The sequence below is a fragment of the Kurthia gibsonii genome (assembly GCF_006539985.1).
GTDB classification, from domain to species: Bacteria; Bacillota; Bacilli; order Bacillales_A; family Planococcaceae; genus Kurthia; species Kurthia gibsonii.
In genome coordinates this window covers 1-24751 of sequence record NZ_BJOB01000021.1, presented here as the reverse complement: position 1 = coordinate 24751, position 24751 = coordinate 1, and the positions used below count along the sequence as shown (strand labels likewise).

Annotated in this window: 24 protein-coding genes and 1 pseudogene; 16 read left to right on the top strand and 9 right to left on the bottom strand. The window is 37.3% G+C overall.

Going from position 1 to position 24751, the window contains the following annotated elements; all coding sequences use genetic code 11:
- Position 1: 1 nt before the first annotated feature.
- Entirely contained in the window at positions 2-313 is a 312-nt protein-coding gene (locus tag KGI01_RS08060) for a PadR family transcriptional regulator (protein ID WP_373863125.1), read from the bottom strand.
- Positions 314-1107: 794 nt separating this feature from the next.
- On the opposite strand from KGI01_RS08060, the gene KGI01_RS08055 reads away from it, so the two are divergent.
- The 6 genes and pseudogenes from KGI01_RS08055 to KGI01_RS08030 all read left to right on the top strand — a co-directional run bounded on the left by KGI01_RS08055 (position 1108) and on the right by KGI01_RS08030 (position 6913).
- Positions 1108-2115, top strand: a complete 1008-nt coding sequence (locus tag KGI01_RS08055) for a type II toxin-antitoxin system antitoxin SocA domain-containing protein (protein ID WP_141274268.1) — start codon at positions 1108-1110, stop codon at positions 2113-2115.
- 605 nt (positions 2116-2720) lie between these two features.
- Complete coding sequence (locus KGI01_RS08050) at positions 2721-3899, top strand: multidrug effflux MFS transporter (RefSeq protein WP_141274267.1); 1179 nt, start codon at positions 2721-2723, stop codon at positions 3897-3899.
- A 234-nt stretch (positions 3900-4133) separates the two neighbouring features.
- Positions 4134-4640: a VanZ family protein gene (locus KGI01_RS08045; protein WP_141274266.1), complete on the top strand. Its 507-nt coding sequence runs from the start codon at positions 4134-4136 to the stop codon at positions 4638-4640.
- A 357-nt stretch (positions 4641-4997) separates the two neighbouring features.
- The gene (locus tag KGI01_RS08040; protein ID WP_141274265.1) at positions 4998-6161 is read left to right on the top strand and encodes an iron-containing alcohol dehydrogenase; all 1164 of its coding nucleotides are present in this window, start codon (positions 4998-5000) and stop codon (positions 6159-6161) included.
- A gap of 62 nt (positions 6162-6223) precedes the next feature.
- Positions 6224-6514: pseudogene (locus tag KGI01_RS08035) on the top strand (VOC family protein); the annotation flags it as partial.
- A 105-nt stretch (positions 6515-6619) separates the two neighbouring features.
- Positions 6620-6913, top strand: a complete 294-nt coding sequence (locus KGI01_RS08030; protein WP_141274264.1) for a hypothetical protein — start codon at positions 6620-6622, stop codon at positions 6911-6913.
- 49 nt (positions 6914-6962) lie between these two features.
- On the opposite strand, the gene KGI01_RS08025 is transcribed toward KGI01_RS08030, so the two are convergent.
- The 3 genes from KGI01_RS08025 to fdhF are packed head-to-tail and all read right to left on the bottom strand — an operon-like array spanning position 6963 to position 11443.
- Entirely contained in the window at positions 6963-8009 is a 1047-nt protein-coding gene (locus KGI01_RS08025) for an iron-sulfur carrier protein/transcriptional regulator SalA (RefSeq protein WP_068450254.1), read from the bottom strand.
- A gap of 18 nt (positions 8010-8027) precedes the next feature.
- Entirely contained in the window at positions 8028-8504 is a 477-nt protein-coding gene (locus KGI01_RS08020) for a helical membrane plugin domain-containing protein (RefSeq protein ID WP_141274263.1), read from the bottom strand.
- A 2-nt stretch (positions 8505-8506) separates the two neighbouring features.
- Positions 8507-11443, bottom strand: coding sequence for a formate dehydrogenase subunit alpha (gene fdhF, locus KGI01_RS08015; protein WP_141274262.1), 2937 nt, complete (start codon positions 11441-11443; stop codon positions 8507-8509).
- Positions 11444-12013: 570 nt separating this feature from the next.
- Between fdhF and KGI01_RS08010 the strand changes: the two genes are divergently transcribed.
- The 4 genes from KGI01_RS08010 to KGI01_RS07995 are packed head-to-tail and all read left to right on the top strand — an operon-like array spanning position 12014 to position 15034.
- Positions 12014-12361: a Na-translocating system protein MpsC family protein gene (locus tag KGI01_RS08010; RefSeq protein WP_068450260.1), complete on the top strand. Its 348-nt coding sequence runs from the start codon at positions 12014-12016 to the stop codon at positions 12359-12361.
- A gap of 13 nt (positions 12362-12374) precedes the next feature.
- Positions 12375-13175, top strand: a complete 801-nt coding sequence (gene fdhD / locus KGI01_RS08005) for a formate dehydrogenase accessory sulfurtransferase FdhD (RefSeq protein WP_141274261.1) — start codon at positions 12375-12377, stop codon at positions 13173-13175.
- Positions 13176-13205: 30 nt separating this feature from the next.
- Positions 13206-14222, top strand: a complete 1017-nt coding sequence (moaA, locus tag KGI01_RS08000; protein ID WP_141274260.1) for a GTP 3',8-cyclase MoaA — start codon at positions 13206-13208, stop codon at positions 14220-14222.
- A gap of 29 nt (positions 14223-14251) precedes the next feature.
- Positions 14252-15034, top strand: a complete 783-nt coding sequence (locus KGI01_RS07995) for a formate/nitrite transporter family protein (RefSeq protein ID WP_141274259.1) — start codon at positions 14252-14254, stop codon at positions 15032-15034.
- Between the two features lie 41 nt (positions 15035-15075).
- Here the strand turns inward: KGI01_RS07995 and moaC are convergent, their stop codons facing one another.
- The 3 genes from moaC to KGI01_RS07980 are packed head-to-tail and all read right to left on the bottom strand — an operon-like array spanning position 15076 to position 16625.
- Positions 15076-15558, bottom strand: a complete 483-nt coding sequence (gene moaC, locus KGI01_RS07990; protein WP_121177706.1) for a cyclic pyranopterin monophosphate synthase MoaC — start codon at positions 15556-15558, stop codon at positions 15076-15078.
- A gap of 3 nt (positions 15559-15561) precedes the next feature.
- On the bottom strand, positions 15562-16134 hold the full coding sequence (gene mobA / locus KGI01_RS07985; protein ID WP_141274258.1) for a molybdenum cofactor guanylyltransferase: 573 nt from the start codon (positions 16132-16134) through the stop codon (positions 15562-15564).
- The gene (locus KGI01_RS07980; RefSeq protein WP_141274257.1) at positions 16131-16625 is read right to left on the bottom strand and encodes a MogA/MoaB family molybdenum cofactor biosynthesis protein; all 495 of its coding nucleotides are present in this window, start codon (positions 16623-16625) and stop codon (positions 16131-16133) included. The genes mobA and KGI01_RS07980 overlap by 4 nt, the downstream gene beginning before the upstream one ends.
- Positions 16626-16720: 95 nt before the next feature.
- On the opposite strand from KGI01_RS07980, the gene KGI01_RS07975 reads away from it, so the two are divergent.
- Genes KGI01_RS07975 through moaD form a run of 5 tightly spaced genes read left to right on the top strand, consistent with a single transcriptional unit; the run spans position 16721 to position 20222 of the window.
- A complete protein-coding gene (locus KGI01_RS07975; protein ID WP_141274256.1) occupies positions 16721-17737 on the top strand; it encodes a MoeB/ThiF family adenylyltransferase in 1017 nt (338 codons plus the stop codon).
- Positions 17738-17749: 12 nt separating this feature from the next.
- Positions 17750-19042, top strand: coding sequence for a molybdopterin molybdotransferase MoeA (locus tag KGI01_RS07970; RefSeq protein WP_141274255.1), 1293 nt, complete (start codon positions 17750-17752; stop codon positions 19040-19042).
- Entirely contained in the window at positions 19009-19536 is a 528-nt protein-coding gene (gene mobB, locus KGI01_RS07965) for a molybdopterin-guanine dinucleotide biosynthesis protein B (protein WP_141274254.1), read from the top strand. Before KGI01_RS07970 ends, mobB begins: the two co-directional genes overlap by 34 nt.
- Entirely contained in the window at positions 19523-19987 is a 465-nt protein-coding gene (locus tag KGI01_RS07960; RefSeq protein WP_068450279.1) for a molybdenum cofactor biosynthesis protein MoaE, read from the top strand. The genes mobB and KGI01_RS07960 overlap by 14 nt, the downstream gene beginning before the upstream one ends.
- A gap of 1 nt (position 19988) precedes the next feature.
- Positions 19989-20222, top strand: a complete 234-nt coding sequence (gene moaD / locus KGI01_RS07955) for a molybdopterin converting factor subunit 1 (RefSeq protein ID WP_141274253.1) — start codon at positions 19989-19991, stop codon at positions 20220-20222.
- Between the two features lie 111 nt (positions 20223-20333).
- Here moaD and modB read toward each other — a convergent pair whose 3' ends face one another.
- Positions 20334-20996, bottom strand: a complete 663-nt coding sequence (modB, locus tag KGI01_RS07950; RefSeq protein ID WP_068450283.1) for a molybdate ABC transporter permease subunit — start codon at positions 20994-20996, stop codon at positions 20334-20336.
- Positions 20997-20999: 3 nt separating this feature from the next.
- Positions 21000-21788: a molybdate ABC transporter substrate-binding protein gene (modA, locus tag KGI01_RS07945; RefSeq protein WP_141274252.1), complete on the bottom strand. Its 789-nt coding sequence runs from the start codon at positions 21786-21788 to the stop codon at positions 21000-21002.
- A gap of 339 nt (positions 21789-22127) precedes the next feature.
- Here modA and KGI01_RS07940 point away from each other — a divergent pair, with 339 nt between their 5' ends.
- Positions 22128-23900 carry an oleate hydratase gene (locus tag KGI01_RS07940; protein WP_141274251.1) on the top strand — a complete coding sequence of 591 codons (1773 nt, stop codon included), beginning with the start codon at positions 22128-22130 and terminating at the stop codon, positions 23898-23900.
- Positions 23901-24751 lie beyond the last annotated feature (851 nt).

Sequence of the window (24751 nt, the reverse complement as noted above, 5' to 3'; positions counted from 1 at the left end):
TTCATTTTTCCTCCTCTTCTAATAGTGAAGATACTCCAGATGAAACCTTATTCCAATGCTGTTTAAACCTTTCTAATTCTTCTTGTCCTTCTGTCGTAATCGAATAATATTTCCTTTTAGGTCCACTTGGTGATTGTCTTTGGACAGCCGTTACAAAGTTGTTTTTTTGCAATCGAATTAATACAGGATAAATACTTCCTTCACTAACAACTGCAAAATGGTGTTCTTTCAATTTCTCAGTAATTTCATATCCGTAGGTTTCCCTTTTTGCTATTAATGCCAGTAAACTGCCTTCTAATAGCCCCTTTAACATTTGACTAGTTGTGGACAAGGTTGTTCACCTCCATATGCTTGTTACAGCTATCTTACATTACAATATAGTGCAATGCAAGATAGTGTTTGGACTTTTAAAACTTTTTCTATACCGAAGATAATCGTAAGATACAAGCCTCCCTATTTTGCTTAGAAATCTTAATTCATTAAATGGATCAATTCTGGAACATTAAAAAAACCTCCCTTTCACAATACGGGATTTTAATGAACCAAAGATTTATAAAGTATACAAAACAAAACTAAATAACGTTCCTAAATAAAAGTTTGTGTAAGGGGGGATGTTATAGGTAGGCAAGAAACAGAACAAAGTATTGATATTTATTTACAAAAATTTTTTATCTGTATCAAAGAATCTTCACGCTTCACCATATGTTTGGATAGGAAAACACGAGAGAAAAATTCAGTTTTCGTATCTGAATTCGGGTTGAAAGATGCGGATTTAAAAAAACTTCTTTTAAGTCTTGTACCTAAAGATTTCTCTGAAGTCGTGCAAAATTCTAACCCTATATTCGCTCATGAAATGTTATATGTTTTCAAAAAAGAAACTACATTGACAGATATTAATGGGGAAGATCAGGAGTTAGAACTTTATATAAAAATAAATTTAATAACTACTTCATCTAACGACGAAGCATATGTTATTTCTTGTCACCCTGCCGAAAAACCAATGTCTTATTATTTTGATTGCTAGTTGTTAACCATAAAACGCCTTAATTATGTTAAGGTGTTTTCTGGTTAACAACTTTAGTTACCACCAAACAGGAGAGAATATCTATGCATAATACAGCGCTATGCGAGCAATGTCGTGATTTAGTTGTATTTGAAACAGCTGAGCAAAAAATAACTACTGAAATTAAGGGAATAAAATTCACTTATTTAGCAACAGTTGCTAAATGTCCAAATTCAGATTGCCATGAAGAACTATACGTTGCAGAACTTCATGACGCTAATATTGATAAAATGAAAGCAGCATATACACTCGCACGTACTGAGACCGTAAAAAAATTAATTGATGAAATAACGGAAAAATATAATATTGGTAAACAACCTTTAGCTAAGGTTTTAGGTTGGTCAGAAACCACAATAATCCGTTATTACAATGTGGAACAATATCCTGTAAAAGAATACCTTTCTATGCTTAATTCAATAAAAGATGATTCTCGTAAATATCATAACATCTTAGAAAAAGGTAAAAATCAATTAACAGATGTAGCCTATAGAAAAAGTAAAGTTGCAGTAAAAGAGTTACGTATTGAACTACCTAAATCTGAGAAGAAGATTGATAGTGTCATAAGATATCTTCTTTTAAAGTGTGAAGATGTCACGCCGTTATCGCTTCAAAAGCTTCTATACTATTCTCAATCTTTTAATAAAGTTTTCAACGGAAAATTTTTATTTAAAGATGATTGTGAAGCCTGGGTTCATGGTCCAGTCTATCGAGAAACTTATTATAAATATCGTGAATATGGACATAATGTAATTGATACAGTGAAATTAGAGAAAGATAATTTCTCTCTATCTACGGAAGAAAGAGAATTATTAGATTGTGTTGTTAAGTATTTTGGGTGCTACAGCGGAAAAACATTAGAACAAATGACACATTCAGAACGTCCATGGTCTACAACACGTAAAAATTTAAAACCAGATGAATACAGCTATGATAAGATTTCTAAAGATTTGATAGAAACCTATTTTAGAGAAGTCAAAGAAAAATATAATCTTATAAATCCTAATGATTTGAAAAGCTATAGCATGGACTTATTTAAAAAAACCCCCTGCTAAATAAATTATTTAATCTAATAAGAAAAAGAAGGTGAAACTTTATGGAGGATCTAATATTTCGTAAGAAGAAAAATATAATTTTTATTATGATAATTTGGGCGGGATTCTTATTTGGATCTTTTCGAATGTTGTCACCTAACGAAAGTGTTGTAGCTTTGAAATAAAGTTGAACTGTTCAAAACGGGCTCTTTTAATTTAGCTTAAATTATGGTCTATGGGTTGTTTTTGAACAAACATTCTTCTAAAGCTACATCAAACCCTTTAGGCTATATTGGTCTAAAGGATTTTTTATATTCAAAATCATTCAAGACCATTTATAAATGTTACTTCATATCAAATGAATATAATGTTGAAAATAATTTAAGAGAAGTAATCTTTTAATATAAAAATATATTCTCTTATTAGTAGTTTATTCATCGCATGCGGTAAGTGTATTGCAAAAAAAGAATATAACTATATAAAATGTATAACTGTTATAATAACCGTATTATAAAGGAAGTGAATTCATGAGTGATTTAGAGAGAATTAAGCTCGTGAAGCCACCATTTCCCAAGTTACGATGTTTTTCTTTCAACCTAAAAATGATTTTATAGGGGAGATTTATTTTGAAGAAAAACATCGGAAATCATGTACCGAGTTTAGTATTATTAACGATATTAGTGGGTTTTCCGCAGATTAGTGAAACGATTTTTAGTCCGACATTGCTAGCTGTTGCAAGTGCTTTTGTAGTTTCTATGAGTGATGTGCAGCTAGTCATGAGTATATATTTTGTAGCTTTTGCATTGGGTGTATTCTTTTTTGGGCGTTTGTCTGATTGGATTGGACGACGTAAAGCTATGCTGTGTGGATTATTTTTCTATTTTGTGGGTAGTGTACTTTGTTTGTTAGCGAAGGAAATGGATGTATTGCTCGTTGCGCGTTTTGTTCAAGCATTTGGAGCAAGCGTGGGCTCTGTTATTACGCAAACGATTTTGCGTGAGAGTTTTTCAGGGGTGCAACGTCATCAGCGCTTTGCACAAATTTCTGCTGCTTTAGCATTTACACCTGCAATCGGTCCATTAATTGGTGGCTTTACAGATTATTACGTAGGGTTTAAATGGGTATTTGTTTTATTAATTTTCATGAGCATTTTTGTTTTTTGTTATGTTTTTTTCCGTCTGCCAGAAACGGTTCAATTACCTTTAACGATACAACCAATTCGTCCAATCATAACGCGTATGTGGAGAAATTCACGTCTCTGGTATTATGGTGTTTTAATTGGTGGGATCAATGGTTTATTGTTTAGTTACTATACAGAAGCACCTTTTATTTTTACACAGTTATTTGAATTGACGAGTATGTCTTATGGATTGTTGGGTATTCTTGTAGCCTGTGCTACCATTGCGGGTGCTTATCTATCTAAGTATTTAGTCTCTAAAGTTGTGCCTGAAAAAATCATTTTGTTAGGTATAGCGATTACGTTACTAGGTGCGGTACTCTCAGCGAGTGTTGTTTTATTACCAACAACAATTCAGATGTCAGCGATGCTCATTAGTATTTTTGTATTGTTATTTGGTATGGGAACAGCTCTACCGAATTGTTTAAGTCTCGCATTAGTCGACTTTCAAGATGTATTAGGTTCAGCAAGTGCATTATTCAGTCTAGGTTATTATCTAGTAGTTAGCTTAGTGGTTTATGGCATGAGCATCTGGCATAATGGTACGTTACTTGCAATGCCTTTCTATTTTATATTCATTAGTCTCGTTTTATTCATAGTCAGTTTACAAGTTTGGAGAAAAATCTAAGCGTAAAAAGAGAATATAAGTATAAGAAAAACTGGAATCGCGCTGTGACGCGGTTCCAGTTTTTCTTTGCGAACGCTAAAAAAGAAGTGAAATGTTTTGTCCAAAGCTGCTTTATAAGCGCTACGATTTTTTCTCCATATATATTCTATTATTTTTTGTATATAATCCTTTTTATGGTAACTTTGTCATTTGTGAAGCGTTCTATTGTATAGATAAAAGATAAAGAGGTGTAAGATGCAAAAATCAATGAAGGGGATTTTATGGGGGATTTTTCTGCTCTATTTACTATTGTTAACGTATCAATTACTGATGAAATATTATAGTATCAGTCAGATTGGGCGCTTATTGTTGTTTCAAGAGGAGGGGCTATTCTTTTTGAAAGAAGTGAATCTTGTGCCTTTCCATACGATTCAATCGTATATACAAATAGAGGGAACAACATTTTTGAGTGCGATGCGTAATCTTATTGGGAATGTTATTGGTTTTGTACCATTTGGCTTCTTTGCGGGACTACTCATTTTCAAGCGTCCAACATGGCTGAAGGTAATTGGTACAACTTTTATGTGTAGTTTATTCTATGAAACAGTCCAATATATTTTCACGCTTGGATTATTTGATGTGGATGATTTACTATTAAATACGCTTGGTGGAGCAATCGGCTATGGGTGCTACTGGATTATGAAGCGATATTTAGGGAGATTGAAAAGAAATCGTGTAACAACGCAACATTCGTTACGTTAAGGAGTGATTGTTCATGTGGATAATTTTTTTAAGTATAGCGCTTGTTGCAACAGTAATCAGGCTTTTACAGTTTAAGAGAGGTTACATAGCGATGTGGGTTGCACTTTCAGCAACTGCGTTGACTCTGTGTTCGTTTATAACGATGATTGTAGATTGGATCAGTCACAATGATATGAGCGCCTTAGCAGATGTAGTTCCGACTATGCATATAGTGTGTTGGATTTTTACGGTGTGTATGATTGTACTAAATGTATTACCACTCGTTTTAAAAAAATGAGCTAATTAATTGTATCCATGCGTTAAAAAATGTAAGCTAAGTACATTCAAAGTGATAGATGAATCCAAGGAGGAACATGCATGGAAAATTTTAAGTATCAAAACCCAACGAAAATTGTTTTTGGTAAGGGGCAAATTCAGTCATTAGATCAAGAAATACCAACGGATGCAAAACGCGTTCTTCTATTATATGGCGGCGGTAGTATTAAAAAGAATGGTGTTTATAATGAAGTAATAAAACATCTACAAGCTGCAGGTAAAGAAGTAGTTGAGCTTGCTGGTGTAGAACCAAATCCACGTCTGACAACTGTTCAAAAGGGGATTGATCTTGTAAAAGAGCATGAACTTGATTTTATTTTAGCTGTTGGTGGCGGTAGTGTTATTGACTGTGCCAAGGCGATTGCTATTGGTTCACGTTACGATGGAGATGTATGGGATATTATTCTTAAAAAAGCAGTGCCAACATCGGCAGTACCTTTTGGAACAGTGTTAACAATCGCAGCAACAGGTTCTGAAATGAATAGTGGCGGTGTTATTACAAACTGGGAAGAGAATGATAAGCGTTCATTCGGTTCGATTTATACGTATCCGAAATTCAGTATTTTAGATCCTGAATTGACGTATTCTGTACCATTGAATCAAACAATTTATGGTATTGTCGATACAATGTCGCATGTATTCGAGCAATATTTCAATGCGTCAACGAACACACCGCTACAAGACCGTTTTGGCGAGTCGATTTTACGTACAGTACTTGAAGTAGGTCCAAAACTTGTGAAGGATTTACATTCATACGAATATCGTGAAGTAATGATGTTAAACAGTACATTCGCATTGAATGGTGTCTTATCAATGGGTGTGAAAACAGACTGGGCGACACATATGATTGAACATGCAGTTTCTGCTGTGTATGATATTCCACATGGTGGTGGTTTAGCGATTCTATTCCCTTCTTGGATGTCATTCGTTAGCGAACAAAAACCTGAAAAAGTAGCGCAACTAGGTAAGAATGTCTTTGATTTAGATGCGACAGGGAAGACGGATGCAGAGCTTGCGAAAGAAACGATTGCGGCTTTACAAGAATTCTGGACTTCAATTGGTGCGCCAACAAAATTAGCTGATTTTGATATTGATGATGCACAGCTTGATTTAATGGCAGAGCGTTCAATGGTTGCTGAAAAAATCGGTAGCTATGTACCACTATCAAAAGAAGACGTAAAAGAAATTTTAAAGCGTTCATTATAAGAGAGAAGGCTAAGGAGGAATCCTTAGTCTTTTTTAATAGGAAAATCGAGATGAAATAATCGATTGTACATGTCGTACTTGTCGTAAAAGATTATGATGAGGCGATTGCATTTTATACAAAAAAACTGCATTTTACATTGGTAGAAGATATAGAACAACCAGAGCAGAATAAGCGCTGGGCGGTTGTATCATCACCTAATTCGAATGAAAAACAGCAAGCTTTTATCGGATGACAGTCGGGTGGACGCGTCTTTTTATTTTTACAAACGGATGCTTTTGAGCGTGATGTACGTGATATGTACGAAAAGGGGATTGAGTTTGTAAGAGAGCTACAGACGCAATTAACTGGGGTTTGTTAATGGGCATACACTTAAACAGCAGTGAGAGCAGATTTCTCAATCGAAAAATAGTATAATATTAAATAGGAAGAAACTCGATAGAAAAGGATGTTTTTTAGTATGGATGAGCAGTTAAAACTATGGATTAAACAGTTCCAACAAGATAAAGATGCGGATGCATTAGGTAATTTAAAAGAGCATTGTGCACATATGATTGAACCACTCATTGTGGAGTTTACAAAGAAGTACGGAGAGGAAGCGGGCGTGCTGTTACGTTCAAAATGGGATAAGCGCTTTTTCTTTATCTTTTCAAAATATCAATTGAATGTAGGATTATCACTTGAGAGTTTTGTTCAAAACACATATCGCTTTTACTTCATGGAAGTGTTGCGAAAAGCAGGGTACATTCAATAATAAAAAACAGGTTGGAAGCATAGTGTATATGTTCCAACCTGTTTTTAAATTAGCTATAAATGATGTCTTCTGCAAGGTTTGTGAATACTTCACCTACGACAGAGTCTTCATCGTAAATCGATGAGCCAAGATTTTCTTCTGGTTTTGCGAATGGTACGCGTGCGATAACCTCACATTTTAGTGAGCGTGCAAGGTTGTCGCCGCCACCTTGACCTAGAATATAGTTCTTTTGACCATCTGGTGTTTCAAAGTATGCCATGTTTTCAACGACACCTAACACTTCATGTTTTGTATGAATGGCCATCATACCTGCACGAGATGCAACGTATGATGCGGTGTTATGTGGTGTTGTGACGATGATTTCTTTTGCTTGTGGAATCATCGCCGCGACATCGATTGCGACATCTCCTGTTCCTGGTGGTAGGTCAATTAGTAAATAATCGAGTTCGCCCCAATGTGTGTTTACAAGGAAGTTACGAATCCATTTATTTAGCATTGGTCCACGCCACATCACAGGTTGATTGTCTTTTGTATAGAAGCCCATCGACATAATTTTAACACCTGCTACTTCTACAGGAATCGCTGTTTGGTCAATCATCGTCGGTTTTTGCTGTGTACGCATCATAGCAGGAATACTAAAGCCATAAATATCAGCGTCCACAATCCCAACACGTTTGCCAAGTCTCGCAAGTGCAGTCGCTAGGTTAATCGTTACGGTTGATTTACCTACGCCACCTTTACCACTTGTGATGGCGATAAATTGTACACCTGAATCGGGTTCTAACATTTTCGGCATACCTTGCTTGTTGACGTTTTGTGTTTTTAACGAAGCAGTTAAAGCCATGCGTTCTTCATCGGTCATTGTACCGAATTGTAATGCTACTTCTGTTGCGCCGATTGCTTTTAATGCATCTTCCACGTCTTGTTGGATTTTAGCTTTTAGCGGACAACCTTTAATTGTTAGCACTACTTCTAACGAAACATGCGTACCATCAATTTGAACATTGCGTACCATATTTAGTTCGACAACGCTTTTATGAAGTTCAGGATCTTGCACGTCTTTTAATGCATTCACCACATTTTCTTTTGTTAACATACGGGGTATACCACCTTACTATTTTAAATTACTGCCAAGCCCTTTAAGGAAATGGATACCGAAATTCATCGCGCGATTGACATCTGGATCGTTCATCATTTTGATGAGTTTTAGTTTGCTGATTTTATCTTGTTCAGCGATTGCTTTGTTCGCTTCGTCCACGCCACTCATCAAACCTGCTACTAACTTTGTTGTAACAGCAGGATCTAAAGAGGCAAGTGCCCCTGCAGCGCCCATCATGTTATTGATGATGTTCGTTACAGGTTTACTTGTTAATTGACCTAATGCGATATTTGCTACGTCTTCTTTTGCTTCAAGCATTTTGTTTGCTGCCTCTAAAGCGCCGATTGAATCAAGTTCACCAATCAATTGCATGATTTGTTGAATGGCACTGTCGTTTTCGCTCACTAATTGCTTTAAGTTTTCTAGCTTTTGTTCTGTTACTTGTTCTTCTGTTAGAACTTGTTTTTTAATCGTATTAATTGGTGCAGCCATAATTATTCTCCCCCGTTCGTTGTTAAGTGTACATAACCTGGGCGATCCCATTTACGTTGTACTTCAACACCGTTTTGCGGATGACGTTTTTTAGAACGTGGATTTGTTCTTGGAAGCGGTGATTTACCTTTTGATTTTAAAACTTCCACACGTACTTTTGTTTGTTTATAAGCAGGTGTAGATGTATTCACATCTAATGTTTGACCTGTTAAGAAGTTGATTGCTGAATCTTTACTTGTCGAGTTCATCGGTAAGAATAGTTCGTTACCTTGTACACGGTCTGTAATTAACGCTGGTAATTTTAGTGCGCCATTTGGTGATACTAATCGAAGTAATGCACCTTCTTCAATACCACGTTCTTTTGCAAGTTCAGGTGATACTTCGACATAAATTTCAGGTACTTTTGATTGAATACCTTGTGATTTATTCGTCATATTTCCTTCGTGGAAGTGTTCTAAAATACGTCCGTTATTAATTAAGCAATCATATTGTGCTTCATATTCTACTGGTGGAATCCAGTCATTTAATGCGAAGCGTGCTTTTTTGTCTGGGAAGTTGAAGCCATCTTCGTAAAGAAGTGGTGTATCTTTACCATCTAGGCTACCCCAACAGAAGCTACCCCAGTTTTCAAGAACGTCATAGTTTGCTTGTGCAAAGAATGGTGTTAAGCTTGCCATTTCAGCGAAGATTTCACTTGGATGGCTGTAGTTCCAATCAGCACCTAAACGACGTGCTACATCTTGTAGAATAACCCAGTCTGGTTTTGATTCTCCAAGAGATGGAAGTACTTGATATAGACGTTGAACACGACGTTCTGTATTTGTGAATGTACCTTCTTTTTCAAGTGATGGAGATGCTGGTAAGATGACATCTGCATATTGAGCTGTACGTGATAGGAAGCAATCTTGTACAACGAAGAATTCAAGTTGTGATAATACATAATCGACGTGGTTTGAATCACAGTCTACTAATGCCATATCTTCCCCAACTAAATACATCGCCTTCATATCGCCATCTGTAATCGCATCAAGCATTGCCATGTTTGTACGACCAGGTTCAGCTGGGATTTTTGAGCCATATGCTTCTTCGAATTTTTGACGCGCTGCATCGTCCGTTACTTTTTGGTAACCCGGTAATACATTTGGTAATGTACCCATATCACAAGCACCTTGTACGTTATTGTGACCACGTAATGGATAAGCACCTGCGCCTGGACGACGGTAGTTACCTGTCGCAAGTAGTAAGTTTGAGATAGCTGCTGAAGTATAAGAACCACCGTTATTTTGTGTAACACCCATACCCCACAGTACACATGTACCGTCTGCTTCTTTAATCATCTTCGCTACTTCGATTAATGTCTCTTTTGAAATACCTGTTTCTTTTTCAGCGTATTCAAGTGTGTATTTATCAAGAACTTGTTTGAATTCTTCATAGAAATTCACATTGTTTTGGATGAACGCTTCATCATGCCAACCTTGGTCGATGATGTATTTTGTAACAGCCATTAACCATACTTGGTCTGTACCTTGGTTTGGATGCATGTAAATGTCTGAGCGCTCTGCCATTTCGTTTTTACGAACGTCCGAAACGATTAATTTTTGACCGTGTAATTTATGTGCACGTTTTACGCGTGTTGCTAAAACAGGGTGTCCTTCTGCTGGGTTTGCACCAATGATAATAACTAAGCCTGCTTTTGCAATGTCTTTAATCGTACCTGCGTCACCACCGATACCAACTGTACGTTGTAAACCGTCTGAAGCAGGTGATTGACAATAGCGTGAACAGTTATCGACATCATTCGTTTCGAATAATTGGCGCGCCATTTTTTGAATTAAGTAGTTTTCTTCGTTTGTAATTTTTGAAGAAGAAATGAATCCAACAGAGCCAGGACCATGTTCTTTTTGAATACCGCCCAATTTTGTAGCGATTAAATCAAGTGCTTCATCCCAAGATGATTCAACGAATTCATCGTTTTTACGGATTAATGGTTTTGTAATACGTTCTTCTGAGTTGACGAAGTCCCAACCGAATTTACCTTTCACACAAGTTGAGATGGCATTAACAGGTCCTTCAGAAGGTTGAACTTTTAAGATTTTACGACCTTTTGTCCAAACTTCGAATGAACAACCAACACCACAGAATGTACAAACTGTTTTTGTTTTCTTTGTACGTTTACTACGCATCGCTGCTTCAATTTCAGAAATTGCAAAAATACCGCTATAACCTGGTTCTACTTCTTTGATTAAATCAATCATTGGTTCTAATGTATCTTGTTTAATACTTGTCATGAAGCCAGCTTCACCAAGCATTGATTTTTCCATTAGTGCGTTACATGGACATACTGTTACACATTGACCACAACTTACACATGAAGAATCGTTAATGTCGACGCCTTCATCCCAAATAACACGAGGACGTTCAGCTTCCCAATCCAGTGATAATGTTTCGTTAACTTGTAGGTTTTGACATACTTCAACACATTGACCGCAAGCGATACATTGGTTGGCATCGTAACGGTAGAATGGGTGAGAGCTATCTACTGCATTCTCTGGTTCTTCTTTTGGAGAGAATGGATATTTTTGATGTTCAATACCCATCATTTCAGTTGTGTTGTGCAATGTACAGTTGCCATTGTTGTTATCGCAAACTGTGCAATATAACATATGGTTTTCGAGTAAACGATCCATCGCTTCTGTTTGTGCACCTTTAGCATTAGGGGAGTCGAGTTGAATGTTCATACCGTCGACCGCTTTTGTTGAACATGAGCGTACAAGTTGACCGTCTACTTCGACGATACAAGTATCACATGTCTTAATGGGATCAACTGAAGGTACATAACATACTTGTGGATGTTCGATGTTGTATTTATTGATTGTCTCAAGAATCGTTGCATCTGGTTCAACGTCATAAGGCAAACCGTTAATTTTGATTTGTGTCATGGGCTAGTTCCTCCGTTTTGTATTTTGATACGTTATCATCAGCGCGTTCATTTTGAAAAAAATGAGAGAATAGAAAAAATGAGCTTTTTTTAAAAATTTATCTTGTTATGTATTTCTATTCCCTAAATTCCACAAAATAAATAAACAAGTGATGATCTGTGTATCGAAACTTTGTAAAAAAAATCCACCATGAATCAACACACAAAATGTTTGTATGTTGATTAGACATGGTGGATAAAATTCTTAGCATCTCTTGCTAAAAATCCAATCTACTTTTTAAATTGTTAGATTTAACTCATCGTTAAGAAAAATAGCATTTACCCATTCGAATGGAATAAGAAAATCCCAAAAATCATAACGAAAAGAAAAATCCATATAACTGACACAATTATAGACCTATTCATCCGATTACACAATATCATCCGAGAAATATTCTTTATTGAGAATTATTATCAATAAAAAAAGCTCTTTAAATTTTTGAGGAGTTGCTTTATCATTAACCAATTGTAAGGGTGGGCTCGTCGTTGAAATGGTAAAATCAAGTAAAAACATGTGAGGAGAATGGTTAATATGTCTCAAAAAATTCATGCGTTTAATGATATTATTCGTAAGCTACGAAAGGATTTATTCGGTAAAGGTCCAGAACGAATTCACACCGTTTTTGTGGAGAATATGGCAGTATCGACATTGGTGGGAAATATCACACCAACGGAAAAATTCATCGCAAATTCGCCAGAAGGACTTAAAATGGTTCACGCTGCGAGAACTTCGATGATTCAAGATTTATATGCTGAAAAAACACCTGATGGCATGGAGGAGTTAGTTGGTTCTAAGCTTGTTCACCTTTTCTCTGATATTAAAATTGAAGAGGATATTGCCATTTCTGTTTTTGTCTTTGAGGACAATATTACGGAGTAGAGGGAGATGCCAGATGGAAAACACAGTAAAAAGAAATGTTCTTCGTATTGTGAGAAATAATGCGGAAGAAATGGAAGATACGATTGTGACAGAATACGCGGTTACTGTAAAAGTAAACCAAGAAGAATTTGTCACGATGGTTTGTACACCTGAATATGTAGAAGATATGGTTATTGGCTACCTAGCTTCTGAACGTGTCATTCGAGATTTTGATGATATTGAACAAATTTGGCATCAAGAGAAAGACGGGTTCGTTCATGTGAAAACAAAACGTGTCAATCCATATTTCCAACAGATGCAAAATAAGCGCTACATTACATCGTGTTGTGGTGCAAGTCGTCAAGGATTTGTCTTTGCGAATGACGCTTTAGTGGCAAAGAAGATGGAAGAAGTACATGTGCGCGTTACACCAGAAGAATGTCATCGTCTCATGCATGACATGCAAAATGATGCGACAATTTTTCAGGAAACAGGCGGTGTGCATAATGCTGCACTCTGTGATGCTTCAGGTATCGTGTTAAGTCGTATGGATATCGGTCGTCATAATGCACTCGATAAAATTTATGGTTATTGCCTACGTAATCAAATCTCGATGCAAGATAAAATCATTGTATTCAGTGGACGCATCTCTTCAGAAATTTTACTGAAAGTATCTAAAATTGGCTGTGAAATCGTCTTATCAAAATCTGCACCAACCGCTTTGGCTTTAGAATTAGCAGACCATTTAGGTATTACAACAGTAGGCTTCATTCGAAAAGAGGGAATGAATGTATATACACATCAAGAACGCATTCAATTACAAGACGAATGTTAATTTGGATGAAAAAAGAAGGAGGAATTTCATATGAATCATGTTAAAGACCAACTTCAAAGACCGCTTAGGGATTTACGAATATCCGTAACAGATCGTTGTAATTTTCGTTGTAGCTACTGTATGCCAGCAGAAGTATTTGGACCTGATTATGCCTTTTTACCACACGATAAAATCCTCAGTTTTGAAGAAATTCAAAGACTGGTAAAAGTATTTGTATCGCTCGGAGTTGAAAAAATTCGGATTACAGGTGGAGAACCTTTATTACGAAAAGACTTACCTACACTTATTCACATGATTGACGCTGTAGAAGGTGTGAAAGATATTGCGATGACGACGAACGGGACACTATTAAAAAAATTCGCCCAACCTTTAAAAGATGCAGGTTTACAAAGAGTGTCGATTAGCTTGGATTCATTAGATGAGGATCGATTCTTTGAGATGAATGGTCGACGTGGTCGAGTGAAAACTGTTTTAGAAGGTATTGAAAAAGCCGCTGAAGTAGGACTTCAAGTGAAGATTAATATGGTGGTGAAGAAGGGAGTCAATGATCAAGATATTGAACAGATGGCTGCTTTCTTCAAGGAGAGACAACATATTCTTCGCTATATTGAATATATGGATGTTGGAAATTCAAATGGCTGGCGTTTAGATGATGTTGTTTCGAAAAAAGAGATTGTTGAAAAAGTAAATGCTTTTTCGCCCATTCAACCGATTGACCCGAACTATACAGGGGAGGTCGCATCCCGCTTTGAATACGCAGATCAAAAGACAGAGATTGGTGTCATATCATCTGTTACCGACTCATTTTGCTCTACATGTTCACGTGCGCGTATTTCGGCTGAAGGGAAGTTATACACATGTTTATTTGCGACAAAAGGAACGGATTTACGAGACTTAATTCGCAATGAAGAAGATGATGAAATCGTATTAAAACAGATTTCACATGTTTGGGAAAACAGAAACGATCGTTATTCAGATGAACGAAATGAGCAGACGATGAAAGAGAGAAAGAAACATAAAATCGAGATGTCTCATATCGGTGGATAATGTACAAATTTGAGGAGATGTAAGAAGTTATGAGTTTTAATAAACCTGCAGAAATCGCAGAAATTGCTGTAAATGTTGGTGTCGAGAAAGTCGCATCACCAATCAAAAAAATGCTCGTTCTTGGTTTTTTAGGCGGCGCATTTATCGCATTAGGATTTTTATTAGATATTCGTGTTATGGCAGCTATGCCAGCAGAGTGGGGAAGCTTCATCACATTAATTGGAGCTTCTGTCTTCCCACTTGGTTTGATTCTTGTCTTATTAGCAGGGGCTGATTTAATCACTGGTAATATGATGACCGTACCTTTAGCATTATACGCAAGAAAAATCACATTCACGCAATTATGTATTAACTGGTTCTGGGTAACACTAGCCAACTTATTAGGTGCTTTATTTGTGGCATTTGCTTTCGGTCATTTTTTAGGATTAACAGAGACAGGTCCATTTTTAGATAAGACAATTGCTGTCGCAGACGCTAAAATTGGGGATTCATTCCTACATACATTCGTATCAGGAATCGGTTGTAACTGGTTAGTATGTTTAGCTGTATGGCTATCATTCGGTGCACAAGACTTCATCGGGAAAATTGTCGGTATTTGGTTCCCAGTCATGGCATTCGTTACACTTGGTTTCCAACACGTTGTTGCCAATATGTTTGTTATTCCAGCAGCTATTTTCGCAGGACATGCAACATGGGCAGACTTAGTTTCAAATGTTGTACCAGCATTCTTAGGTAATGTAGTGGGTGGCGCAATCTTTGTTGGTGCAATCTACTTTGTAGCGTACAACAAGAAAAAAGCAGCAACAAAATAAATAAAAAAGGGGCAAGGTATTTCACCTTTGCCTCTCTCTTTTTATTGATGATTATAAACGCCGCTTTTACCACCCGTTTTTTGAACTAAATAGGTTTCTTTAATCACCATCGATTTATCAACTGCTTTACACATATCGTAGAATGTCAGTGCCGCAATCGAAACAGCTGTTAGTGCTTCCATCTCAACACCTGTTTTACCGCTACATTTGACTGCTACTTCGATATGCAGTTCATAGCCTTGTTCTGCTTTTTGATAATCGAATGTAAAATCTGTACCTTGTAACATAATTGGATGACACATCGGGATTATATCGGACGTTTTCTTTGCACCCATAATTCCAGCGATTTGTGCCACTTGTGTTGGATCGCCTTTTTTAATACCACCATTTTGAATGGCTTCGTACACTTCGTCTGATAGTGTAATCGTACTGCGTGCAATCGCTGTGCGTTTTGAAATATCTTTATCTGAAATATCGACCATTTTCGGTCTACCTTCGTCGTTCCAATGTGTAAAGTTTGTCATAAGTTAATCTCCTTTTGGTAAATCTTGTTCGTAGTTAATGTTTGTAAATACACGCTCGTTATCCGAGAATGGGATGTAATGGACATGGATGAGGTCGAGCAAAGCCTTCATACTTCGTCGCTCTTGTGCGATGAGTTCCGCGGTTTTTTCTAAAATCTTTCGATGGTATAAACCAGCGAGTGGTTGGATGCGTTCATGTTGTTTTGGAATGATGGCATCGTATGATTCGTCTATCTCATGCAACATTTTTTGAACAAAATCAGCTGTCATATAAGGCATATCTGCCGCGATTAAAAAGAACCAATCGACTTCTTTGAATGTTTGAAGCAGTTCATGTAGTACGAAAAGAGGTCCTTGATGTTTTGTTTTTTCAATGAGAAATGTCAATTGTTCGTCTGGTTGAAAGAAGGGGAGTAGATCATCATTTGTTGCGATGATATAACGTGACAATTGATTTTCTTTCAAGGATTGAAGACTATATTGATAAAGTGGTACATCATGTAAGGGTTCAAACATTTTAGGACGACCAAAGCGAGAGGACTGTCCGCCAGCTAATACGACACCAGCAATATTCATATCCGGTGCAACTCCCCTACGAAGTGTTGTACAGTAGGCAAAATCAGTTTTTGCATGGCTAGATTGACTGCATTTTTTGAACCAGGTATGACATAGATGGCTGTCTGTTTAAAGCAACCAGCAGTAGCTCGGCTGAACATCGCTTTTGGACCAATTTCGTCATAGCTTAATGAACGGAATAACTCACCAAAGCCAATCATCTCTTTTTCAAAAAGAGGTGTAACCGCATCATATGTTTGGTCGCGTTGTGAGAATCCAGTACCACCTGTAATAATAATGGTATTGATGTGTTCTTGAGCAGACCATTGGCGAACATGCTCGAGTATTTGAATGGGTTCGTCGCGTTCGATTACATAGTCGGCAACTTCAAATTTTGCATCTTGTAACAGTGTATGAATTAATTGCCCGCCGGTATCGGTATCCTTCGTTCGCGTATCACTAACCGTTAAAATGGCTGCGTGAATCGCTACTTCTTGATGTGTAGGGTGCAAAGACAGCGACCTCCTTGTGCGTATTTTGAATCTTATTATAAAGCTATAAATAAAAACGTCAAACAAAAATTGTAAGAGAAAGGTGGCGAGTCGTCATGAATGACCGTTACTCAAGACAAGAATTATTTCGCCCAATTGGTGAAAAAGGACAACAATTATTAAGTGAAAAACATGTGCTAATTGTAGGTGTGGGCGCATTAGGAAGTGCGAGTGCAGAGGCATTAACGCGTGCTGGTGTAGGGAAATTAACGTTAGTTGACCGCGACTATGTAGAGTGGAGTAATTTACAAAGACAACAACTTTATACAGAAGCAGATGCAGCTGAAAAACTTCCGAAAGTGATTGCAGCTAAATCACGTTTACAAGCGATTAATTCGGATGTAGAAATTGAATCGTATATTGCGGATGCAACGAGCGAATTACTGCCAACCTTAGTTGAAACAGTAGATGTCTTAATTGATGCAACAGATAATTTTGATATTCGTTTTATTTTAAATGATATTAGTGCTAAATATAAAATTCCTTGGGTGTATGGTTCATGTGTGAGTAGTTACGGTGCAACTTATACGGTTATTCCAGACGAAACGCCTTGTTTTTACTGTTTAGTTGACGTCATTCCTAAAACAACGATGACCTGTGATACAGCAGGAATTATTAGTCCAGCAGTACAAATTGTAGCAGCATACCAAGTAGCTGAAACACTGAAAATATTGACGGGGAATATAGAAGCAGTGAACCGCAAATATAAAACATTCGATGTTTGGCAAAATCAACATTTTGAAATTAATGTGGAGAAGATGCAAAATACTGCGTGTCCATGCTGTGGCGAACAAGCGACACATCCTTATTTAGCGTACGAAAATCAAATGAAATTAGATGTTTTATGTGGGCGCGATGCAGTTCAAATTCGTCCGCCAAAAGCGATTCAATATGATTTTCAAGCACTACAGTCTAAACTTGAAAAACAAGGGAATGTGCAGTGTAATCCGTATTTATTATCGTATCAAACGGATACATATCGCTTTGTCTTATTCCAAGATGGTCGCGTTGTTATTCATGGGGTACAAGATCCGCAACAAGCAAAAAAAATCTATTATCAATTATTAGGATGAGGAGTGTTTGATATGGTAGAGAAAAGAAATCCGATTGCTGTTTCAGAAGCAGTTAAACGTGTGATGGACTACGCCTATACAGAAAAAGTAGAATGGGTTCCACTTATAGAGGCGAATGAACGCTTCTTGGCAGAAAATCTTGCTGCAGACCAAGATGTCCCTTCTTTTGACCGTTCTCCTTATGATGGTTTTGCGATTCGAGCAGTAGATAGTCAAAAAGCGACAAAAGAGACACCAGTATCATTCAAAGTAGTTGGTGAGATTGGTGCGGGCTTTGTGTATGAACAGGAAGTACAAGCATTTGAAGCAGTGCGTATTATGACCGGCGCTCCGATTCCAAAAGGCTGTGATGCTGTTGTGATGTTGGAACTAACAAAAGATGAAGTACGAGATGGACAAACGTATATGTCGATTAACCGTTCGTATGAAGCAGGCACGAATATTTCATATCAAGGTGAAGATGTTCGAAAAGGCGAAGTATTAATTCAAAAAGGACAGTTTATTAATCCAGGTGTAATCGCATTACTCGCGACATTTGGTTATGCGGAAGTACCTGTTTTTAAAAAGCCCGTTGTTGGTGTAATTGCAACAGGTAGCGAATTACTTGAACCAAACGAACCGCTTCAAGCAGGAAAAATTCGTAATAGTAATGCGTACATGATTATGGCGCAAATTGAGCGAGCAGGTGCAACTGCGAAATACTTCGGGCAGTTTAGTGATGATTTAGATGTATGCATTGAAGAAGTGAAAAAAGCTTTAACACAAGTGGATATCTTAATTACAACAGGCGGTGTATCGGTTGGGGATTACGATTATTTACCAGCGATTTATGAAGCGATTGGTGCAACTGTTCTATTTAATAAAGTAGCGATGCGACCAGGGAGTGTAACAACTGTTGCAACTTTAGATGGTCAGCTACTCTATGGTTTATCAGGTAATCCATCGGCTTGTTATGTTGGATTTGAATTATTCACTCGTCCGATTATTCGAAAAAGCTTTGGCAGTACAACACCACATTTACGTAGAGAAAAAGCGATATTAGGTGAGGACTTTACGAAAGCGAATCCATTCACGCGTTTTATTCGAGCGACGCTTCATTATAATGATGGTCAATTGGTAGCGACACCATCTGGCTTTAATAAATCAAGTGCGGTATCTTCTTTAGCAACTGCGAATGCGTTCATCGTATTACCGGGTGGTTCGAGAGGTTATGAAAAAGATATGCCAGTAGATGTTTTACTGTTAGAAGATTTACAGGGAAGTGAGTGGCCATGGGACAATATCAAAAAATACTCCAAGTTGTAGGGTATCAAAATAGCGGTAAGACGACATTGATGGAACAACTCATTCGAGAAGCCACTGCGACTGAATTACGTGTAGCGACAATCAAACATCATGGTCATGGCGGTATTCCTGATGTAGAAAGTTCAAAAGATAGCACACGTCATGAACGAGCAGGTGCAGCAGTCGCAGCAGTAGAAGGTGGTGGAGTTCTGCGGTTAAGTGCCAAAAGAGACCACTGGAATCTAGAGGAGATTCTTGCTTTATATCAGCATTTTCCGATTGATTTGATTTTAATTGAAGGGTATAAACATGCTTCCTACCCAAAAATCGTCATCTTACAAATGGAAGAAGATTATGAGTTATTGACAGAGTTACATGAGATTATGTGTGTTCTGTATTGGCCGACTTATACAGGTGAATTACCAACGAACTATCCCACTTTTTCAATTGACGCAAAAGAGGATTATCTAGCATTTTTATGTAAGGAAATGAGGTTTGAACATGCAGGAGAATAAGTTTGAGATTGTAGACCAACCAATCGATGTAGAAGCGATGCGTGCGAAAGTGATGGATCGTAATGCAGGAGCAGTTACATTATTTATCGGTACGGTTCGAGAGATGACAAAAGGGAAAAAAACATTGTCACTGCAATACGAAGCCTATGCACCAATGGCGATTAAAATGTTCGAACAAATCGAACGTGAAATTTTAGAGCAGTGGCCGGATGTACGATTAGCGATTACACACCGTGTCGGGTTATTAGCGATTTCAGATATTGCAGTAGTGATTGCAGTATCTTCGCCTCATCGTAAAGTTGCCTATGAAGCGAATGAATTTGCAATTGAGCGTATTAAACAAATTGTTCCGATTTGGAAAAAAGAACATTGGGAAGACGGGACTGCTTGGATTGGCGACCAACTAGAAAATGTACCGTATCCAAACGGACGACCAGAGGAGGCAGAATAAGATGATTTCGATTTTATTCTTTGCACAATTACAAGAAAGTATGGGGCAAGCACAGATGGAAGTGCCATTAGCAGGGAAAACAGTGGCAGAAGTGAAAGCTTGGTTAGAGAAAGAGTATCCATTACTCTCGTTAGCACAGGTAATGACAGCTGTGAATGAAGAATTTGCGCGCGATCAAACGATTGTCAATGAAGGAGACCAAGTAGCATTTATACCACCGATTAGTGGTGGCTAAATAAAATAGTCTAGGACATGCATGTATATAAACATAAGAAAAACTGGAATCGCGCTTTGACGCGGTTCCAGTTTTTTTGTTTCAAACGCTAAAAAAAGTGATACGTTTCATCTATGCATCAACTCGAATGAGATGAACACAGAGTAACATGATGAATGAGATGACTACCATACAAATGACGAGTGTCCATGCAACACTCATGTTCCCTGAGTCAATTGCAGTATAGATGGCAAGCGGTGCAGTCTGTGTTTTACCAGGAATATTTCCTGCAAACATTAATGTGGCACCGAATTCGCCGAGTGCGCGCGCAAAACTTAAAATGCCACCAGATATAATAGCTTTTGCAGCAAGTGGAATGGAGATGAATAGCAAGACTTTCCATTCACTTGCACCGTCTACACGCGCAGCATTTTCAATATCCCGACTGACACCTTCAAAACCTGTTTTTGTCGATTGATACATTAATGGGAATGCGACGACAATTGAGGACAGAACAGCTGCCCAAAACGTGAAAATAATGGGTGCGTGAAAGAGCCATTCAATTGCGTCACCGACAAAACTATTTTTTCCGAAGATGACAATGAGTAAAAAGCCGACAACAGTAGGCGGTAACACAAGTGGGAGTAGAAGGAGTGTCTCAAAGAGTACCTTCCCGCGAAACTGCCGATGTGCCATCCATTTGCCTAGCAAAATACCGACAATAAGGACGACAATACTCGCGATGCATGCAACTTGTAGCGACAGCTTGAGTGGCGTCCAAATGTCCGTATTCATATACTATTTCGCTCCTTTGAACCCATATTTTTCGAATGTTTTCATCGCTTCATCACTTTGTAAGAAATCATAAAAAGCTTGTGCTTCTTTTGGGTGTTTACTGTCTTTAATGATGCCAACAGGATAGATAATCGGCTGGTGTGTATCACTTTTAGCAGTCGCAACTAATTGAATTTTGTCGGAAGTACGCGCATCTGTTTCATAAACAAGACCAGCATTTACATTACCTGATTCTACATAGGTTAAGACTTGGCGTACATCTTTTGTGTAGACGATTTTGTCCTCGACACGTGTCCAGAGTTTTAGCGCTTCAAGCGTTTCGCGACCGTATTGACCAGCAGGTACAGATTCAGGTGTACCGAGTGCAATTTTTTTTGCTGTTGTTAAGTCTTTAAAAGACTGAATATTGTTGTTTGTATCTTTTGGTGTAATTAAAACTAATTCATTGGCTAATAAGTTCACTTGCTTGGATTTTTCAATATCACCACTCTGTACTAATGCATCGAATGGTTCTGAAGCTGCTGAAAAGAATACATCAACAGGTGCTCCTTGCGCAATTTGTTGTTTTAAAGCACCAGACCCACCAAAGTTGAACTGTACGTTGACATCTGTGTGTTCCTTCTCATATGTTTTTTGAAGTTCCACTAAAGCATCCTGCAAACTAGCGGCAGCTGACACAGTAAGGTCGACTGGCTGCTTAGATGAAGATTCTTTCGAAGTCTCTGTATTCGAACAAGCGGTCAGTAGTGCGAGTAACAATAAGGTTGTAACTAAACTATAAATCTTTTTCATTATGAATGAACTCCTTTTATAGCTCGTTATAACAAGACAACCCCATTATAATCATTTGTCGCTAAAAATGAAAGGAAGTTTAAGGTTCTTATTTTGGTTCTTTAAAATGAAAAAATCTAAAATACTTTTCTTTTAAATAGGGTGTGAATTTTTAATGGATATGGAAAATTGAACCGGCTAAAAATGGTTAAAGTTATGGAATAGGGGGAACGGATTGTGGTAGAGTGGTTGGTTTTTAAATGACAAAAATCAGCCCGATTGTTCGTCACTCGAAGAGGCAGTTGGTAGACTGTTTTTTTTTACAAAAAGACTACACATGTAATTTGGGAGGAATCAACTATGTATAGAAGTAATGGTAACTATGAAGCATTTGCACGACCGAGAAAACCAGAAAGAGCCGATCGCGTATCCGCTTATTTAGTTGGTTCAGGGTTAGCATCTTTAGCAGCTGCCGCATTTTTAGTGCGTGATGGTCAGGTACCAGGAGAACGTATTCATATTTTAGAGGAACTCTCGATACCAGGAGGTTCATTGGATGGCATTGATCGTCCTGACGCTGGATTTGTTATTCGTGGCGGTCGCGAAATGGAAGCGCATTTTGAATGTTTATGGGATTTATTCCGCTCTGTCCCTTCACTTGAAGTAGAGAATGCTTCTGTACTTGATGAATTCTACTGGTTGAATAAAGATGATCCAAACTCATCTCATTGCCGTATTATTCATAAAAAAGGTGAACGCTACCCAACAGACGGTCAACTCACGTTAAGCGAAAAATCCGTTAAAGAGATTTTACATTTATGCCTTCAAAAAGAAGAAAACTTACAAAATAAAAAAATTACAGATGTTTTTTCTAAAGAGTTTTTTGAATCAAACTTCTGGACGTATTGGTGCACAATGTTTGCCTTTGAAGAATGGCACTCTGCAATGGAAATGCGTCGCTACCTCATGCGCTTTATTCACCATATTGATGCCCTCGCAGATTTCTCCTCATTAAAATTCACTAAATATAATCAATATGAATCGCTAGTTTTACCGTTAATGAATTATTTAAAAGAACAAGGTGTTCATTTCCAATATGACACAGTAGTGAAAAATGTGATGATGAGTAAAGGTGGTCTAGAGAAGGTTGCAAAAGAACTTCACCTTACAGTAAAAGGTGAAGAGCAAGTCGTTCAATTAAGTGAAGACGACCTTGTATTTGTAACGAATGGTTCAATCACAGATAGTACAACATATGGAACACAAGACGAACCAGCACCCCCAACACATAAAACAAGCGGTGGATGGGACTTATGGAAAAATTTAGCTGCACAGGATGCGGACTTTGGATATCCTGAAAAATTCTACAAAAATATCCCCAAAGCAAGTTGGTTTGTATCAGCAACCGTTACAACATTAGATGATAAAGTAGCACCATATATTGAGAGAATTAGTAAACGTGATCCCTATGCAGGTAAAGTTGTAACAGGTGGTATTGTTCATGCTAGAGACTCTAATTGGAAAATGAGTTATACATTAAATCGACAACCACATTTTAAAGCACAGCCAAAAGACCAATTAGTTGTTTGGGTATATGCACTAATTTCAGACCAACCTGGTAATTATATTAAAAAACCAATTACAGAATGTACAGGTATGGAAATTGCATGTGAATGGTTATACCACATGGGTGTACCGATGAATGAAATTGAAGATTTAGCACGTAATTCATGTAATACAGTCCCATGTTACATGCCGTATATTACGTCTTACTTCATGCCACGTGCATTAGGTGATCGTCCACTCGTTGTTCCCAAAGGATCTAAAAACTTAGCGTTCATCGGTAACTTTGCAGAAACAGAACGCGATACGGTATTTACAACAGAATATTCTGTTCGTACAGCGATGGAAGCAGTTTACACATTTTTAGATATTGAACGCGGTGTACCAGAAGTATTCGCTTCTTCATATGACATTCGTATGTTGCTGCGCGCCTCTTATTATTTAAATGATAAAAAAGGTATTCGCGATATGAAAGTTCCAATTTTAGAAGGCATGTTGGCGAAGCATGAATTAAAGAAAATTAAAAATACGTTCATTGAAGAACTTTTAGAAGATTCGGGACTTCTATAGATTTTCTTATATTTAAATAGACGGGAGTGATGGAATGACACAAAAACGCAGTATATCAAACAACTTGATGATCCGAAGAAGAATTACCCTAAAATTATGATTTATCTCGTTATTGCAAGAGTTGTGCGGGCTTTTGAAACACTAGTTTTAACAGGACATCCTGAGCTAAGTATCTTCGTAAAAGCAGCCGCCTTAGAAGGAGTGTTTTATAGATGACAAACTATGAAGAAAAAAAGACAAAATGATTTATAAAATGGCGGAAACATTAATGAGATTAGGTGAAGTACTTAAAAGTTAGAAGCGAATAAAGAAGATGATAAGTCACATCGTATGAAGGAATGGTATGAGGGGAAGAAAGTCATTCATGAATTTAAGCGCTTATTACATGAAATTCAAAAATATGATTGTTATGATGAAAAAGAAGAAGCTCTAAAATTGACAAGCAATTTGAAGAATACAAATAGTTAAGTGAAGCAGGTGCATATTCTTTTGCACCTGCTTTTTGTTATACTATCTCTAAAAAAGGAAGATTCTATGCAGAAAAAAGAAGGACGAATTCAACGTTTTTTTCGAGATGTAAAAAATGTAATTCGTGAAGTGATTTGGGAAGGTATTATTCAAGGTTTTTTGAGTTTTCTCTTGAATCTAATTTTCGCGATTTTTCGATTCACTTTACACCTATTTAAATAAAAGGGGAGATAAGTTTAGCAAAATTAGAAGCAATCTATTCATTACTCAAATTTCAAGATGCACTATCTCATCTCAAAAATAAGCAAGAAAAGATATTTTTAAAAAGTAATTTAAAATAAGGCTTTTTATATAAAAAAACAATCAGTTTAAGTCTTTTAGCG

Bases quoted from the DNA above. Each gene is read 5' to 3' on its own strand.
- KGI01_RS07995 (WP_141274259.1), top strand. From the start codon at position 14,252: ATGAGTTTTAATAAACCTGCAGAAATCGCAGAAATTGCTGTAAATGTT.
- mobA (WP_141274258.1), bottom strand. From the start codon at position 16,134: ATGAATATTGCTGGTGTCGTATTAGCTGGCGGACAGTCCTCTCGCTTT.
- fdhF (WP_141274262.1), bottom strand. From the start codon at position 11,443: ATGACACAAATCAAAATTAACGGTTTGCCTTATGACGTTGAACCAGAT.
- modA (WP_141274252.1), bottom strand. From the start codon at position 21,788: ATGAAAAAGATTTATAGTTTAGTTACAACCTTATTGTTACTCGCACTA.
- modB (WP_068450283.1), bottom strand. From the start codon at position 20,996: ATGAATACGGACATTTGGACGCCACTCAAGCTGTCGCTACAAGTTGCA.
- KGI01_RS08020 (WP_141274263.1), bottom strand. From the start codon at position 8,504: ATGGCTGCACCAATTAATACGATTAAAAAACAAGTTCTAACAGAAGAA.
- mobB (WP_141274254.1), top strand. From the start codon at position 19,009: ATGGGACAATATCAAAAAATACTCCAAGTTGTAGGGTATCAAAATAGC.
- KGI01_RS08025 (WP_068450254.1), bottom strand. From the start codon at position 8,009: ATGTTAACAAAAGAAAATGTGGTGAATGCATTAAAAGACGTGCAAGAT.
- KGI01_RS07975 (WP_141274256.1), top strand. From the start codon at position 16,721: ATGAATGACCGTTACTCAAGACAAGAATTATTTCGCCCAATTGGTGAA.
- KGI01_RS08060 (WP_373863125.1), bottom strand. From the start codon at position 313: ATGTTAAAGGGGCTATTAGAAGGCAGTTTACTGGCATTAATAGCAAAA.
- fdhD (WP_141274261.1), top strand. From the start codon at position 12,375: ATGGAAAACACAGTAAAAAGAAATGTTCTTCGTATTGTGAGAAATAAT.
- KGI01_RS08010 (WP_068450260.1), top strand. From the start codon at position 12,014: ATGTCTCAAAAAATTCATGCGTTTAATGATATTATTCGTAAGCTACGA.
- moaA (WP_141274260.1), top strand. From the start codon at position 13,206: ATGAATCATGTTAAAGACCAACTTCAAAGACCGCTTAGGGATTTACGA.
- KGI01_RS07960 (WP_068450279.1), top strand. From the start codon at position 19,523: ATGCAGGAGAATAAGTTTGAGATTGTAGACCAACCAATCGATGTAGAA.
- KGI01_RS07940 (WP_141274251.1), top strand. From the start codon at position 22,128: ATGTATAGAAGTAATGGTAACTATGAAGCATTTGCACGACCGAGAAAA.
- KGI01_RS08055 (WP_141274268.1), top strand. From the start codon at position 1,108: ATGCATAATACAGCGCTATGCGAGCAATGTCGTGATTTAGTTGTATTT.
- moaD (WP_141274253.1), top strand. From the start codon at position 19,989: ATGATTTCGATTTTATTCTTTGCACAATTACAAGAAAGTATGGGGCAA.
- KGI01_RS08030 (WP_141274264.1), top strand. From the start codon at position 6,620: ATGGATGAGCAGTTAAAACTATGGATTAAACAGTTCCAACAAGATAAA.
- KGI01_RS08045 (WP_141274266.1), top strand. From the start codon at position 4,134: ATGCAAAAATCAATGAAGGGGATTTTATGGGGGATTTTTCTGCTCTAT.
- moaC (WP_121177706.1), bottom strand. From the start codon at position 15,558: ATGACAAACTTTACACATTGGAACGACGAAGGTAGACCGAAAATGGTC.
- KGI01_RS07970 (WP_141274255.1), top strand. From the start codon at position 17,750: ATGGTAGAGAAAAGAAATCCGATTGCTGTTTCAGAAGCAGTTAAACGT.
- KGI01_RS08040 (WP_141274265.1), top strand. From the start codon at position 4,998: ATGGAAAATTTTAAGTATCAAAACCCAACGAAAATTGTTTTTGGTAAG.